The sequence below is a fragment of the Gilliamella sp. Pas-s27 genome (assembly GCF_009795865.1).
Classification (GTDB): Bacteria; Pseudomonadota; Gammaproteobacteria; order Enterobacterales; family Orbaceae; genus Gilliamella.
In genome coordinates this window covers 11992-27816 of the sequence record NZ_WTEW01000002.1, presented here as the reverse complement: position 1 = coordinate 27816, position 15825 = coordinate 11992, and the positions used below count along the sequence as shown (strand labels likewise).

The 15825-nt window shown below is 32.1% G+C and carries 13 protein-coding genes and 1 tRNA gene; 9 read left to right on the top strand and 5 right to left on the bottom strand.

Annotated features, from left to right (window positions below; genetic code table 11):
* The first annotated feature begins 174 nt into the window (after nucleotides 1–174).
* The gene (gene gshA, locus GQ589_RS01230; RefSeq protein ID WP_160424047.1) at nucleotides 175–1746 is read left to right on the top strand and encodes a glutamate--cysteine ligase; all 1572 of its coding nucleotides are present in this window, start codon (nucleotides 175–177) and stop codon (nucleotides 1744–1746) included.
* Nucleotides 1739–2524 (top strand): endonuclease/exonuclease/phosphatase family protein, encoded by a 786-nt coding sequence (locus GQ589_RS01225; protein WP_160411593.1) that lies wholly within the window; start codon nucleotides 1739–1741, stop codon nucleotides 2522–2524. Before gshA ends, GQ589_RS01225 begins: the two co-directional genes overlap by 8 nt.
* Here GQ589_RS01225 and GQ589_RS01220 read toward each other — a convergent pair.
* The 3 genes from GQ589_RS01220 to rnhA form a co-directional block, all read right to left on the bottom strand.
* A complete protein-coding gene (locus tag GQ589_RS01220) occupies nucleotides 2505–3740 on the bottom strand; it encodes a transglycosylase SLT domain-containing protein (protein ID WP_160411592.1) in 1236 nt (411 codons plus the stop codon). The two genes, GQ589_RS01225 and GQ589_RS01220, sit on opposite strands and share 20 nt — an antisense overlap.
* A gap of 41 nt (nucleotides 3741–3781) precedes the next feature.
* Complete coding sequence (gene gloB / locus GQ589_RS01215) at nucleotides 3782–4510, bottom strand: hydroxyacylglutathione hydrolase (protein WP_160424045.1); 729 nt, start codon at nucleotides 4508–4510, stop codon at nucleotides 3782–3784.
* 95 nt (nucleotides 4511–4605) lie between these two features.
* Nucleotides 4606–5082 (bottom strand): ribonuclease HI, encoded by a 477-nt coding sequence (gene rnhA, locus GQ589_RS01210; protein WP_160399894.1) that lies wholly within the window; start codon nucleotides 5080–5082, stop codon nucleotides 4606–4608.
* 210 nt (nucleotides 5083–5292) lie between these two features.
* Between rnhA and dnaQ the strand changes: the two genes are divergently transcribed.
* The 4 genes from dnaQ (at nucleotide 5293) to GQ589_RS01190 (ending at nucleotide 7059) form a co-directional block, all read left to right on the top strand.
* Nucleotides 5293–6027 carry a DNA polymerase III subunit epsilon gene (gene dnaQ, locus GQ589_RS01205; protein WP_160424043.1) on the top strand — a complete coding sequence of 245 codons (735 nt, stop codon included), beginning with the start codon at nucleotides 5293–5295 and terminating at the stop codon, nucleotides 6025–6027.
* A 116-nt stretch (nucleotides 6028–6143) separates the two neighbouring features.
* Nucleotides 6144–6220: transfer RNA gene (locus GQ589_RS01200), tRNA-Asp, on the top strand.
* Nucleotides 6221–6337: 117 nt separating this feature from the next.
* Complete coding sequence (locus tag GQ589_RS12485) at nucleotides 6338–6640, top strand: DUF2645 family protein (protein ID WP_160424041.1); 303 nt, start codon at nucleotides 6338–6340, stop codon at nucleotides 6638–6640.
* A gap of 56 nt (nucleotides 6641–6696) precedes the next feature.
* Nucleotides 6697–7059: a YbaN family protein gene (locus tag GQ589_RS01190; protein WP_160424039.1), complete on the top strand. Its 363-nt coding sequence runs from the start codon at nucleotides 6697–6699 to the stop codon at nucleotides 7057–7059.
* Nucleotides 7060–7132: 73 nt separating this feature from the next.
* On the opposite strand, the gene GQ589_RS01185 is transcribed toward GQ589_RS01190, so the two are convergent.
* A complete protein-coding gene (locus GQ589_RS01185; protein ID WP_160399890.1) occupies nucleotides 7133–8182 on the bottom strand; it encodes a dihydroorotate oxidase in 1050 nt (349 codons plus the stop codon).
* A gap of 551 nt (nucleotides 8183–8733) precedes the next feature.
* On the opposite strand from GQ589_RS01185, the gene GQ589_RS01180 reads away from it, so the two are divergent.
* The 3 genes from GQ589_RS01180 to GQ589_RS01170 all read left to right on the top strand — a co-directional run bounded on the left by GQ589_RS01180 (nucleotide 8734) and on the right by GQ589_RS01170 (nucleotide 14205).
* The gene (locus GQ589_RS01180) at nucleotides 8734–11505 is read left to right on the top strand and encodes a flavocytochrome c (protein WP_160424037.1); all 2772 of its coding nucleotides are present in this window, start codon (nucleotides 8734–8736) and stop codon (nucleotides 11503–11505) included.
* A gap of 29 nt (nucleotides 11506–11534) precedes the next feature.
* Complete coding sequence (locus GQ589_RS01175; RefSeq protein WP_202114986.1) at nucleotides 11535–12497, top strand: FAD:protein FMN transferase; 963 nt, start codon at nucleotides 11535–11537, stop codon at nucleotides 12495–12497.
* Nucleotides 12498–12744: 247 nt separating this feature from the next.
* Nucleotides 12745–14205: a DASS family sodium-coupled anion symporter gene (locus tag GQ589_RS01170; protein ID WP_160424033.1), complete on the top strand. Its 1461-nt coding sequence runs from the start codon at nucleotides 12745–12747 to the stop codon at nucleotides 14203–14205.
* An 86-nt stretch (nucleotides 14206–14291) separates the two neighbouring features.
* Here GQ589_RS01170 and GQ589_RS01165 read toward each other — a convergent pair whose 3' ends face one another.
* Nucleotides 14292–15815, bottom strand: coding sequence for an exopolyphosphatase (locus GQ589_RS01165; RefSeq protein WP_160424031.1), 1524 nt, complete (start codon nucleotides 15813–15815; stop codon nucleotides 14292–14294).
* Nucleotides 15816–15825: the final 10 nt, after the last annotated feature.

Sequence of the window (15825 nt, the reverse complement as noted above, 5' to 3'; positions counted from 1 at the left end):
ATAATTAAAATTAGATATTTTTGGGTAAACATAAATAATTACAATTTGTTGAATTACCTCTTTCACAAAATACTACTAATTTTTATTTTAAACGTTATTAAATTAGCCCATAGTTAATACATAAATTATGTTAATATAAAAAATCAAATAACTTCATTTTAAGGAAGTATAAATATGATTCCAGATGTATCAAAAGCACTTAATTGGTTAGAAAAACACTATACCATTTTACAAGGTATTCAACGTGGTGTAGAACGTGAAACTTTACGCATTTTACCTGATGGATCATTATCGAAAGCTTCTTTTCCTTCTAAAATTGGCGCCGCATTAACACATCCATGGATTACCACCGACTTTGCTGAGTCGATGTTAGAGTTTATAACACCTGTTAATACTAATATTGATTATATGTTAACATTTTTACGAGATTTACATCGTTATGCTAGCGTAAATATTGGTGATGAGATGATGTGGCCATTGAGCATGCCATGTTTTGTAGCTAACGAAGATGATATTATTTTAGCGCAATATGGTTCATCAAATGAAGGACTTTTCAAAACGGTTTATCGAGAAGGTTTAAAAAACCGTTATGGTGCAATGATGCAAACGATATCAGGTGTTCATTATAATTTTTCATTACCGATGGCATTTTGGCAAACAAGAGATGGTGTAAAAAATTCAGAAGAGGGTAAGGTTGTTATTTCTGAAGGTTACTTTACTTTGATTCGTAACTATTACCGATTTGGTTGGGTTATTCCTTATTTGTTTGGTGCATCGCCATCAATGTGTTCTTCATTTATTCAAGATCCACAAAAAGCCAAAGCCTTTATTGAACAAACAAATGGCAATTGTTATTTGCCTTATGCGACATCCTTAAGATTAAGTGATATTGGGTATACAAATAACGCACAAAAACAGCTAGGCATTACATTTAACCATTTAGATACATATGCTGAAGGATTAAAACGTGCAACACGAACAAAATCAGCTGAATTTACACAATTAGGCATAAAAGTTAATGGCCATTATCGACAATTAAATGATAATATTTTACAAATAGAAAATGAGTTTTATGCACCTATTCGCCCTAAACGAGTGCCAATGGCACAGGAATTACCTTCTGATGCACTTTTACGAGGTGGCATTGAATATATTGAAGTTCGGGCATTAGATGTTAATCCGTTTTCACCAGTGGGAATTACTGAAGAGCAAGTTCGCTTTATCGACCTATTTTTAATTTGGTGTGCATTAGCCCCAGCCCCTGAAATGAGCAGCCAAGAACTAGAGTGTGCTAAATTAAATTGGAATAGAGTTATCATGGAAGGGCGAAAGCCTGGACTTGAAATTGGTATAGGCTGTGACAGCCATCGAGAACCTTTGGCCAAAGTTGGGCATGAGTTATTTAAAGATTTATTACGAGTAGCTGATGTTTTAGATCATAAGGATGATAAACAACAATATCGGAAAGTTTGTGAACGACTAGATTTAATGTTTGATCAACCTGAATTAACTTTATCAGCAAGAACACTGCAAGCAATAAGTGATTTAGGTACTGCAAAATTTGGTTTAGCTTTAGCAAACCAATATAAAAAACAGCTTCTATCTGAACCTTTATCATTATTAACAGATGGTGATTTTATTCAGCAACGTAATTCATCTATTGAAAAACAAAAAAAGAAAGAGCAGGGCGATACTTTATCTTTTGATGAATACTTAAAACAAAAATTGAACAATAAAAATGTTTAAAAAACGGTGTTATACATTACGATATCAGGCAAGCAACGAGGTTGAGTTGATTTTGCCTAATCACCCAATAACAATAAATAAACCGTTAATCGAACAATCATCATTTTCGATTTTAGTTTGGAATATTTTTAAACAAAAAAGAGTTGATTGTATTGATGTACTTAAACAATATGCGGATAAAGCTAAACTAATTTTATTGCAAGAAGCCCAGACAACGGCTCAATTACTTAATTTTATTTCACATCATAATAAAATTGCAGATCATGTTCCTGCTTATTGTTTGAATGGCATCTATGCTGGCGTAATGACAATCTCTGATTCATTACCGACCTCAATTTTTTCTTTTAAAGAAAAAGAACCATTAATTCGAGTACCTAAATCTGCTTTGATTACTATTTATCCTATTAGTCATTCCAAACAAAAATTATTAGTTGCAAATATTCATTCTGTAAATTTTAGCATTGGTGTAAAAGTTTATAGACAACAAATACATATGCTATTAAATAGAATAAAGGAACACGATGGTCCAGTTATTTTAGCTGGAGACTTTAATGCTTGGAGCAAGCAGAGAATGAATTTATTATATCAACTTGTAAGTTCAATTGAACTTAAGCCAGTTAATTTTTCAGTTGATATTGATATTCGAAAAAAATTTATGGGTAGACCACTTGATTTTATTTTTTATCGAGGGCTACAACTTGATACAGCTCAAATTATTAAAACAGCAGCATCAGATCATAACCCTTTATTTGTTAATTTTAAATTGGATTTGCATTAGCAAGATTAATGGTTAAGATATCACCCTCTTGTACTTTAGAGTTTTTTAAATTATTCCATTGTAATATATCGGTAATTTTTACACGATAATTTTGAGCTATCGAGTAAAGACTATCTCCAGCTTTAACAAGATAAGCAATCTTTTTTACATTTTTTGGGAAATTAATTCTATTTGTTATACCACTTTTTTGAATTAAACTTGCTCTAAATTCAAATGGCATATTAGGATGTGGTGTATCTTGTAAAAGTTCTGTAATTTCATTTGCAACAAGATTTTCTTTTTGTAATTTTGTAAATAAATCTTTAGCATGAACATAAGGAACAAGTAAATGGAAAGGACCGTTTACTGTTTGTTGCACGTATCCTGCATTGTATGTTGTTAGCTCATCAAGTGAAAGTTTAGAATATTGAGCAATTTTAGCTAATGAAATATTTTTAGATATATCAATCCTAACAAGTGAATTTTCATAATTACAATCAGGTAACTTGATACCATATCGTTTATTATTTTTAACAATATCAATTATAGCTAATATTTTAGGAACATAATGCATAGTTTCAGTTGGCAAATCTAGTGACCAATAATTAACAGGTAGACCTTTTGCCTGATTTTTTTCAATGGCTTTTTTGACTCGACCTTCACCAGCATTATAAGCCGCAAGTGTTAATAACCAATCCCCATTAAAACGGCTATTTAAATTTTGTAACAAAGAAATTGCAGAGTTAGTGGATGCAATAAGATCTCTACGGGCATCAAATGATCTACTTTGCTGTAGCCCATATTCTTTAGCTGTAATTGGAACAAATTGCCATAAACCTGCCGCTTGTGCTGGTGATGTAGCAAGTGGATCATAAGCACTTTCGATAAGAGGAATTAAAGCTAGCTCAGCTGGCAAATTATTTTTACGAAGCTGATTAATAATGTAATAAACATAAGGCTCTGAACGTAAGGCAACCGCTTCAAATCCTTTAGGATTACGCAACAATCGCTCTCTTTCTGCATTAATTCTACTATTTTCAGGAATATTCGCATCAATCTGATTAAGCATATATTGCCATGGATTCTGAGTGATAGACACATAATTACTGGAGCCATTTATACTGTTAGCAGTGTTTTTTGAATATTTTATTCTAACAACAGGGTTATATCGTGGTCCATGATGCTGACATGCGATTAAAAACAAACATAATACTGTAAATATTAATAACTTTTTCATTAGTCCGTAAGTTTTTACCCAAATTAAGTGTGGCATTATACCTAAAAAATGTCCTTTTGGCTTCTAAAAAAAGAAAATAAATCTAATTCATTGTTAAAATTAAATTTATTTTGCAATTTTTGTTCATGACATCTTAAAAATAAGTTAATTTGTTTTTCTTTAGACAAAATAGACGGTAATGTCATTTGTTTTTTCGAAATCAAATTTAAATAATCTTTGATATTTTTATCATCGGGCAACATTTGAAGTGCAAATGCTAAATTTGATAAAGTATATTCATGACTTGCACAGATTAAAGTATTTTCAGGTAACTGTTTTAATTGCTTTAGCGAATCTAACATTTGTTGATAAGTACCTTCAAAAACTCTTCCACAACCAGCCGAAAATAAAGTATCGCCAGAAAATAAATAGGGGCTACAATAATAAGCCAAATGACCAAGAGTATGCCCTGGTACAGCGATTACATCAAAACTAAAATCACCAATATCAACTTTATTTTGGTTAATAAGATAATTAATTGGTAAATCGATCTCATTGGGGCCGTAAACATCAATGTTTTGATATTGTGCTTTTAATTCATACACCCCACCTGTGTGATCAATATGGTGATGAGTAAGTAAAATTCCAAGAGGGGATATTCTATGTTTGTTTATATAATTAATGACAGGTTTGGCTTCACCAGGATCAATAATTATGGCTTGATTGGCTGAATTGGTTAAAATCCAAATATAATTATCTTTTAAAACTGGAATGCAATGAAGTTGATACATATTATTTTTTACCATTATTTATGAGTAATTGATTTAAACCAAAACTTTTTATATAAATATAAGTTGCCTAAAAAGCTACTTTTTATTTTATCAATTCAATTATCCTGCATAGATTGTTCAAATACAGTATCTTGCAAAGTAGGCGATTGAGCTTGTGTTTTGGCTATAATGTCGCAACGTTCGTTTTCAATATGGCCAGCATGGCCTTTGACCCAAATCCACTCAATTTTGTGAGTTTGTACTAATTGATCAAGTCTTTTCCATAAATCAACATTTTTTACAGATTGTTTATTAGCGGTCTTCCAACCATTTTTTTTCCAACCATGGATCCAATTGATAATACCATTACGCAAATATTGGCTATCAGAATATAACTCAATTTGGCAAGGTTGCTTTAATTGTTCTAAAGCGGCAATCGCAGCTAATAATTCCATTCGATTATTTGTTGTTTTAAAAAAACCTTCTGATAATATTTTTTCAATTTGTTTATATTTTAATATAGCAGCATAGCCACCAGGACCAGGATTACCAAGACATGAACCGTCTGTATATATTTCGATTTTTTTTAACATATTGTTGATTCTTTGTAACTATTTAAATTTATTAATTATCTCAATTAAACGGCAAGTTAACGGACTTTAATTTATTTACTATATATTCTATAAATTTAGCCAATTGTCTACTACCTAGATTTAGGTAGGTATCAACATTAAAAGGTTTTAGTGCTAGACTATATCATTAAAAATGCGTTTCCCCAATTGTTGATATAAAAAGAGAAGAAAGTGACACATAATTATACACGACAAATCGTTTTAGATACTGAAACAACCGGTATGAATCAAGATGGCAATAACCATTATGAAGGGCATAAGATTATTGAAATTGGCGCGGTTGAAATGGTTAATCGCCGTTTAACAGGCAACCATTTTCATGTTTACATTAATCCAGAACGCTTAATTGATGAGGGAGCATTTAGTGTGCATGGTATCAGTGATGATTTTGTTAAAGATAAGCCAATTTTTAAAAAAATCGCACATGATTTTATTAAATTTATTGATGGTGCTGAATTAATAATTCACAACGCCTCGTTTGATGTGGGGTTTATGGATTATGAATTTCGTCTTTGTGGGCTAGATTTTAAAACAGCCGATCATTGTCTTGTTACTGATACCTTGTCGACGGCAAGACGGTTGTTCCCTGGTAAACGTAATAATTTAGATGCATTATGCGAACGCTATCAGATAGATAATTCTCACCGAACATTGCATGGTGCTTTATTAGATGCTGAAATTTTAGCTGAAGTTTATTTGGCTATGACTGGGGGACAAACAACTTTATCTTTTAGTTCCGAAGAAAATAATTTATCTTCATCTGAACCAAATGCAATAAAAAGAGTAGAGCGTAGTGGCGTGCCTTTAAAAGTAATAAAAGCAACGGAATATGAACTTTCTGAACATGAATCTGTTTTAAAAAAAATTGATAAAAAAAGTGGTGGAGCATTGTGGAATTTGAATTAATGATTATTTTGCATTCAGTTAATCATTTATTTAAAAAAAATTATTGACGTGAATAAAAATAATCTTTAATATCACGCCTACTTTAATGCTGTAGCATTAAAACTCTCAAACAAAGCGGAGCGGTAGTTCAGTTGGTTAGAATACCTGCCTGTCACGCAGGGGGTCGCGGGTTCGAGCCCCGTCCGTTCCGCCAATTCTTAAAGAATGTTCAACATGACTTGCTATTTTTTATTTCGAAGTAGTTTAATTTCTTTTATTAAATGTAATAAAGTATAAAAGTGGTATAAATTAAATAACGACATCATAAATAATGAAATATTTCTTTGCAACAATATACGCAATATTTTGTTTTTTTATTATATTCGTTTTTTCAACTAACAAACATGAATATTGGTTAGAACTATATCCGGAAGAATTTTTGAATTTATGCATGCTACCAACAGGCAATGATAATGATCCGCAAAGTGATATGTATATAGTGTTAGTTTTTTTACTACCATTATTAATTCCACTTTTTCTATCTAAAAAGAAAGAAAAGTTATTTATCTCAGTTATTATTTTGCTGTTATTCGCATTTTGGGTTTATTCATTTATTATTAGGTTTAGTTGTTAAAAATAACATCCTGTCTAGAAAATATGGAAAATTATTCTATTGAGTTGAATTTATCAATGTTAAAAAAATGGTTTTTTATTATTATCGGTAGTCTTTCATTTATATTGGGAACAGTAGGCATTTTTGTACCACTTTTACCAACTGTACCATTTTATTTATTAACGGCTTATCTTTGGTTGAATAGCTCAGATCGTCTTTACCGTTATTTTACTAAAAGTGGTTATTATCAAGATTATATTCAAAAAATACTAATAGAAAAGGAAATAACAAAATTAAATTTATTAAAAATGATAATCATGATATTTGTTGTTTTACTTATTCCTTTTATTCTTTTTGATTCTTTACATGTCAGAATTATGTTAGCGATAGTATTTTTAGCACATCTTATTTTTGGTTATTCTTATTTTAAAAAAAAGTGATTGCCATTTTGTATTTATGCGATCATAAATACAGGGCAAAATGCCCCGTACTTTTAATATTTATTAGTCAAAGTTAAAGACTCTTTTTTATTTCTATCGCAAGGAGTGGATTCCACATAGCACCAGTTGCACTCATAACAGCATCAGCACCATTTTTTATAAATTGATGATAATGTTCGCTAGAACTAACTCCACCAACGCCCACAATAGCAAAGTTTAAATCCATTTGTTCACGATATTTAGCTAAACGACTTACCATATCTAAACCAGCCCAACGGATTGCGTCACCACAAATACCGCCTTCTTTTCTATTTTCACCTAAAGCAGGGGTTCCTTTAGCATCAACAGGTTTAGCTGATAGTGTGTTGATTGCACTTAAACCATCGATAATAGAGCCTACACGGGTTAATAAAGAAATAATTCTTTCATCATCAGGAAAATAAGCTAACTTTAAGATAAGTGGACGATCAGGTACTTCAGTTTTAATTTCATTAACAATTCGCTCAACTTTATCAACATCAAAGCAAAGTAATTTGCTAGCCCCTTCATTTGGGCAACTTAAATTTGCTTCAAGAATAGGAGCATTTGTTTCGCGGACTAATTTCGCTGCTAAAGCATAATCTTTTTCAATTTCACCGTTACCTTGTGTACCTTGAAAACTACCAATAACACACTGCCCATGCCCTGCATATTTGACTGCATTAGCCATGTCTGGTTGCCAAACATCAGGCGAAAAAGAGGGAACTCCAAACGAATTGGTTATTGACAATGGTTGATTGTAATTGGTATCGGCTAGCACAGTATCTAAATTAGATGATAATTTACCGTTAGGATGGACCGCCAAAACATTCGGTAATGGATGGCATTTATGTCCTTTAGTTCTTACTGTTTTATATACACATAAATCAAATCCATAAGCAAAAGCAGCTTTGATATAATTTGCGTTTAATAACGGGCCTGCTGGTTGGCCAAATGGCAAATTGACTTCAACATTTAAGAATTTTGAAGGTTTTGTTGATATTTGTTGTGCTTTATCTAATTGTTTAAAGAGTCCAAATGGACCTTGAGCATAATTATCTTCGTAACTTATAGTTGGATCATAAAAAGGGGTTAAAGATTTCATACTGTCTCCTGATTGTGCGTGTTCTCAATATAAAATTGATTATTAATATGTAATAAAAGAAAAATAGATAAATATGTTTTTTTAAACCCAAAAAAAAATCCTCCATAAAGGAGGATTAAAAAATAGAATAACTAGAAAATCGAAAGTTGATTTTAACTTCTTAATTGGTATTACAAACATTCCGATACTCTCTTTGCGTTATATTTCAGATTATTTTATCTCAGACAATTTAAAGTTCAACATAAAAATTAAAAAAATATATAACTAAATGAAAAGGTTATAGTGTTTTTTTTTAGATTTTTAATTGTGAGTTTGACAAATAAAGTACGATAAAACATCAAAAATTGGCAGAATTTTATTTTAGTTATATCAATAATTTTCTAATTGACTAATAAAACTAAAAAAGTTCTGTCGAAAAAATGATACTCATCGCTATTTACTATTAGTAAAACAGGTATTAATGAAATTAATGTAATTGGAGGATAATTATTGTTAATGTTATCATTATTGGTAGTTATGAAGATTAGATAATAATGATTAGGTGTATAAAAATGAAAAATGGAAATATTTTTAAGTCGCTAACACTGCCTAATGGCGTTGAACTAAAAAACCGTATCATGATGGCTCCAATGACAACTTGTTCCGGTTTTTATGATGGTTCAGTTACGCATGATTTAATTGAATATTATCAAGCAAGATCAGGAACAATTGGTACTATTATTGTTGAATGTGGATTTGTTGACGATAAAGGGTTAGCTTTTCCCGGCGCTATTGGTTTAGATAGTGATGATAAGATTGAAGGCTTAGCTAAAATTGCTAAAGTGATCAAAGAAAAAGGTTCTAAAGCAATTATTCAAGTTTATCATGGCGGAAGAATGGTTGAACCTAAATTAATTGGAGGACAATCACCAGTAGGTCCTAGCGCTATTGCAGCTCCACGTCCAAATGCGCCTACACCCATTGCATTAACGGCTGAAGAAGTAGATGAAATGATTGATAAATTTGGTCAAGCAGTACGTCGTGCAATTCAAGCAGGATTTGATGGGGTAGAAATTCATGGGGCAAATACTTATTTAATTCAACAATTCTATTCACCTAATTCAAATCAACGAAAAGATAAATGGGGAGGAAGCCGTGATAATCGAACCCAATTCCCTTTAGCCGTTTTAGAAATTACCCACGCTATGGTTAAGCAATATGCAACCCCTGAATTTATTGTTGGATATCGTTTTTCGCCTGAAGAATTAGAAGTCCCTGGAATTCGTTTTGATGATTCCATGTATTTGCTTGAAAAATTGGCTGAAAAGGGGCTTGATTATATCCATTTTTCAATGGGAACAATACTGAGGCCCTCCATTGTTGATACACAAGATCCAACGCCATTAATTAAAAAATATGTGACAATGCGATCTGAAACATTAGCAAAAATACCAGTTGTTGGTGTCGGAAATGTTATTAATCAAAGTGATGTGGAAGATGCCATTAATAGTGGTTATGATTTAGTTGCGGTTGGTCGTGCTTGTATTGCTTATCCCGATTGGATTGACCGTATTGAAAAAGGTGAAAAGCTTGAACTTTTTATCAATAGTGATAAACGTGAAGAGCTAAATATTCCTGAACCTTTATGGCATTTTTCGCTTGTTGAAAGCTTGATTCGAGATGTTAATCTTAATGTCAAAAAGTTCAAACCAGGGAATTACCAAGAGAAAGTTAATGATGAGTCTTCCGAATTTTTGATTAATGTTGAATTAGGAAAAGATTTTATTAAAGATATACAACTAGTTAATGCTCAAAATTTTGATCGAGAAGTATTAAATAATTTTACTGAAATCAAACACCGAATTATTGACTCCAACAGCCCACATGTTGATGCTATTTCAGGCGCTACTACACAATGTGAAGCTTTTAAAAAAGCCGTAACTAAAGCGATGGCCAAATCTAATAAAGAAGCTATTATTGCCGAAGGTGGTGATCCTAATGATCGCGCTTTTGATGTTGTAGTTGTTGGTAGTGGTGGAGCAGGACTTTCTGCGGCGATTCAAGCACATGATCTTGGTGCAAATGTTATTATTGTCGAGCAAATGTCAGTGATTGGTGGTAATACTAATAAAGCTTCGGCAGGTATGAATGCTGCGGAAACCAAATTCCAACAGCTAAAAGGTATTGTAGACAATAAAGAACTCTTTTATAAAGAAACAATGACTGGTGGGAAAAATAAAAATAATCCTGAGTTATTGCATTATTTTGTTGAAAATGCGCCAAATGCGATAAATTGGTTAGATGATAACGGTATTGAATTAAGTGGCATCACCACAACGGGGGGAATGAGCATTGATCGAACTCATCGCCCTGAAAGTGGTGCTGCTGTTGGTGGCTTTTTAATTAGTGGTTTAGTTAAAAATATCAATAAGCGTAATATTGAAGTTATGCTTGATACTGCAGTTACTGAAATTGTAACCGAAAACCATAAAGTTATTGGCGTTAAAGTTTCAGAAGAAGATGGTTCAACTCATTTAATAAAAGCCAAAGCTGTCATTATTGCAACAGGTGGGTTTAGTGCCAATACTACAATGGTTGAAAAATATCGTCCTGATCTTAAAGGATTTGTCACTACTAATCATAAAGGGGCAACGGGTTCTGGTATTATGCTATTAGAAAAACTCGGTGCAGGGACTGTTGATATGGGTGAAATACAAATTCATCCAACCGTTGAACAAACAACGTCGTATTTAATTTCTGAATCTATTCGTGGTGGTGGTGCAATATTGGTATCACAAAAAGGTCAACGATTTGTTAATGAACTTGATACAAGAGACAATGTTTCTGCTGAAATTATCAAATTACCTGAACATTATGCTTATATTCTATTTGATCAACAAGTTCGAGATGAAAATAAATCTGTTGAAGAATATGTTTCAAATGAACTTGTAAGGCAAGCAAATACGCTTGAAGAGTTAGCTCAAAAACTATCGATTGATGGTAACACATTAGTGAAAACGGTTGAGCGTTACAATCAATTTGTGACGACTAAACACGATGAAGACTTTGGTCGAACGACTGGTATGCGTCACCCAATTCAAAAAGGGCCTTTTTATGCAATAAAAATCGCACCGGGTGTCCATCATACAATGGGAGGCGTAACGATTAACACTCAAACACAAGTATTAGATGCTGATAAACAGGTAATCCAAGGTGTATTTGCTGCTGGTGAAGTTGTAGGTGGAGTACATGGCGCTAATCGTATTGGTGGTAATGCTGTTGCTGATATTATTATATTTGGTACACAAGCAGGTAAAAAAGCGGCTGATTATATTAAACATTAATTTGTTACAACTATTTGAGCTTGTTTAGCATGGTAAATGCAAATGAATATACTCAACATTTAATGGGAACAACGGTTTCATTAATGCTTTTAGAGCCTAATGAAACCGCAGTGCAAACTGTTTTTGAGACCATAAAAATACTTGAGGACAAACTAACTGTTAACAAACCGTTATCCGAAGTTATGTCAATTAATTTAGCGGCTGGGCAACATCCTGTTACAGTAAGTCGACCTGTTTTTTCTTTGATTGAACAAGCCCAGAAGATAAGCTTACACTTTAATAGTTGTTTTAATTTAGCTATTGGTCCTTTGGTCAAACTTTGGAAAATTGGCTTTCAAGGTGACCAAATTCCTGCTGCTAGATTAATAAAACAACAACTTTTATTAACAGATCCTAAAAATATTGAACTTGATGCAAATAAACATACTGTTTTTTTAAAAAAAGCAGGAATGGAAATTGACTTAGGTGCCATTGCTAAAGGCTATATTGCTGATGTTGTCAAATCAATTTTGCTTCAATATCAAGTTTACAAAGGGATCATTAATTTAGGCGGTAATGTATTTGCGTTAGGCGCATCCTTAACAGATGATAACGGCTATTGGCATATTGGACTTCGAAAACCATTTTCAACGGATAATAAGTTATCAGGAGTAATTAAAGTTATAGATAAGTCGGTTGTTACTTCAGGAATTTATGAGCGCTTTTTTATACAAAACGATCATCTTTATCATCACATATTCGATCCCCAAACAGGCTATCCATTAGATAATGAATTAGAAAGCGTGACTGTAATTTCAGATTCTTCTTTAGAAGGTGATATTTATTCTACGGTTTTTTATGGATGGGGACTTGATAAGAGTAGAGAATTTTTGCAAAAACGTCCAAATTTATCAGCCATATTTTTGTTAAAAAATAAAACAATAGCATTGGTAAATCCTAATAATTTTATTTTTCAAAAAAGTGATAAACAATACACAATAAAACTAGATTAAACATAAATATAGTAACAAAAAGTCGTCAGGAAACATATTGATTTTATTGAAGTTTTTTGAGATTTATTTTGATATCTTTTAATTAAAAAAACAAGCAATTTCAAATAAAAAAAGGTCAGAAAAGTAATTGATTTTAATTATGTTTTTTAATTTATTATTCAAAATAATAAACTTAATAAATAATCAAATAAAAAATAGAATTAAATCTTAACTTATTAAAAATATTTAAATTCAAAAGGAAAATACTATGAACGTAGTAAAAAAAACACCAGTGAAATGGTTGCCACTCATTATTATTGCGGCAATTTCTGCGATACTCTGGTTATATGTAACGCCACCTGAAGGTATCAGCCAACAAGGTTGGCAAACCAGCATTATTTTTGTGGCCACCATTGCCTGCATCGTAGCTGAAATAATGCCAATTGGAGCTATTGGATTATTAGCAATTACCGTTTTTGCCGTATTAAGACCCTCTGGTGCTGATACAAATGCGGCTGCTATTAAAATTGCCTTAAGTGAATTAAATAGTAGTCTTATTTGGTTGATTGTTATTGCTTTTATGATCGCTCGTGGCTTTATCAAAACAGGACTAAGTAAACGTATTGCCTATTATCTTGTTAAAATTTTAGGAAAAAATACATTAGGGCTTGCTTATGGTTTATCGGTCACCGACATCGCGTTAGCTCCAGCAATTCCCAGTACTACAGCGCGTGCTGGTGGGGTTATTTATCCAATAGCGGAAGCGTTAGCGATTAACTTTAATTCAAGCCCAAAAGATGAATCAAGAAATCGTATTGGTACATTTCTAATGCTAACAATTAGCCATATGAATGACATCACCTCGGCAATGTTTTTAACGGCATTTACAGGTAATTTATTAGCCGCTAAACTAGTTACAACATCATTAGGTATTACATTAGGATGGGGGCAATGGTTTGTTGCTGCCATTGTGCCATGTTTAGTTTCATTTATTGTAATTCCTTTAGTGATTTATTTTTTAACTAATCCAGAACTTAAAAAAACGCCAGAAGCACCAAAACTAGCAGCAGAAGAATTAAAAAAAATGGGAGCAGTTACCGCTAAAGAAATTATTATGGCAGGTACCGTTATTCTATTATTAGTGCTTTGGATTTTTGGCAAAAATGTTGGTGTTGATTCAACAACCACAGCATTCATTGGTTTAACTATTTTAATCTTAACGGGTGTATTAAGCTGGGATGACATAAAAGGTGAAAAATCTGCTTGGGACACATTAATATGGTTTGCTGCGCTACTTATGATGGCTGGCCAAGTAAATAAACTGGGTGTAACAAAATGGTTAGGTGACACCATAGGTGGTGCTGTACAAGGATACTTAGGTGAAAGTAGTTGGGTATTTGTAATAATTGTTTTGTGTATTGCTTATGTCTATTTACATTACTTTTTTGCTAGCGGTAATGCTCATATTGCTGCTCTATTTCCAGTATTTTTATCTGTTGCGATTGCACTAGGCGTACCACAATTAATTGCTGTTTTTGCATTAGTTATATGTACCAATTATTTTGGCTCTATTACTCAATTTGCTAATGCAAGAAATCCATTATTATTTGCCGAAGGTTTTGTTCCAGTAAAAACATGGTGGAAAGTTGGATTTATTTGTAGTGTTGTTAATCTAATTATTGTATTTACTGTTGGTATTTTATGGTGGAAGATTATTGGTCTTGGTTAATCACAAGCCAATAATGATATTTCTAATTATTGTATATACCGCCTACTTGGCGGTATTTTTATATATAAAATAAATTGTATGGCAAATTAACTAATGACAATTGATAGTTTCCAATCATTAATTTTTTTCCAAAATTTTTTTTCTTGTTCTAAATCAAGCAATATCAATTTATTATTTTCAACAAATTCTTGATTAATTTCTAGGGTGATTTTAGTGAGTTTATTTTTTAATAATTTTAATTGAAATGCCTGCAAATCAATTTCGGGATTCCTTTGGTTATTTATTAGTATAGATAATCTTAAAATTTGTATTAATGATATGATATGTTTGTATTCAAACAAGCTAAAATAAGGTATAGCATCAATATTAATCGACTTCCGATGATAACGAACAAGCGTAGATAGTAGTAATTGTTGTTCTTCATTGAATCCTGGTAGATTACTATTTTTTAAAATATAACTTGAATGTTTATGAATTGAAGAAAAGTTAATCTTTAAACCTACCTCATGTAACTGAGCTGCCCAATATAAAATAGATTCAATATTGGGTGGAATTGTAATTGGTGTTTGTTGTTGCCATTGTGAAAAAAAATATTTTGCAGTTTTAACAACCTGCTTTGCATGGCGTTGATCTATATTATAATGCTCTGAAAGCGATTGTGCAGTATTTTGCCTAATATCTTGGTAATTAGGACCGTCAATCAATTCGTAAAATATACCCTCTCGTAATGCACATGGACTAAATTGTAAAGCTTCTAGACCTAATGCATCAAAAATACCACTAAATATAGCTAGCCCGCTAACAAATACGTTTTTCCTTTCTTTGGACAACGAAGGGTAGTCGATATCGTGAAAAGATTTGAATTCTAAAACATAACTAATTAAATCATCGAGCCTTTTAGATGTAATAATGCCATCGCTGACACCAAGATCTAATAATATTTGATAAATTGATTTTATGGTTCCCGATGTACCAAATGCAACAGTGATATTTAAGTTTTTTATAGTATTAACCATGCTTTCAATTTGTTGTTCTGCTGCAAGTTTAGCTTGTTGAAAAGAAACCGCATTAATTTTTTTGTCATGGAAAAACTGTTTTGTATAAGTGACACAACCCATGGGGCGGCTAGCAACGATCAAGGGGGTTAAATCATTTCCTTTTCCTATCGCAATTTCAGTCGATCCTCCGCCAATATCTATTACAAATTTTGTATCAGTTGAGGATGTCGATTCTGCTGTCATTGTGCCTAAATAGACAAGACGTGCTTCTTCTTGACCCGAAATAACCTCAATAGGAAAAGGAAAAACTTTAGCAGCAGCCATTAAAAATTTATGCTTATTTTTTGCTACTCGTAATGTATGAGTTGCAACAACTCGAACATGTTCTGGTGGAAATCCATTTAATCGTTCAGCAAATAGCGCAAGACACTCCGCTCCTCGCATTATGCTTGATTCACTTAGTTCATTATTAGTATTAAGCCCTGTTGCTAGATGTATATTTTTTTTATTTTTATAAATAATCTGTATCGCACCATTAATAATACGGGCAATTACCATATGAAAACTATTTGAACCAAGATCAACTACCGCATATTCATTGAATTTTTTCATTTTAAAAATC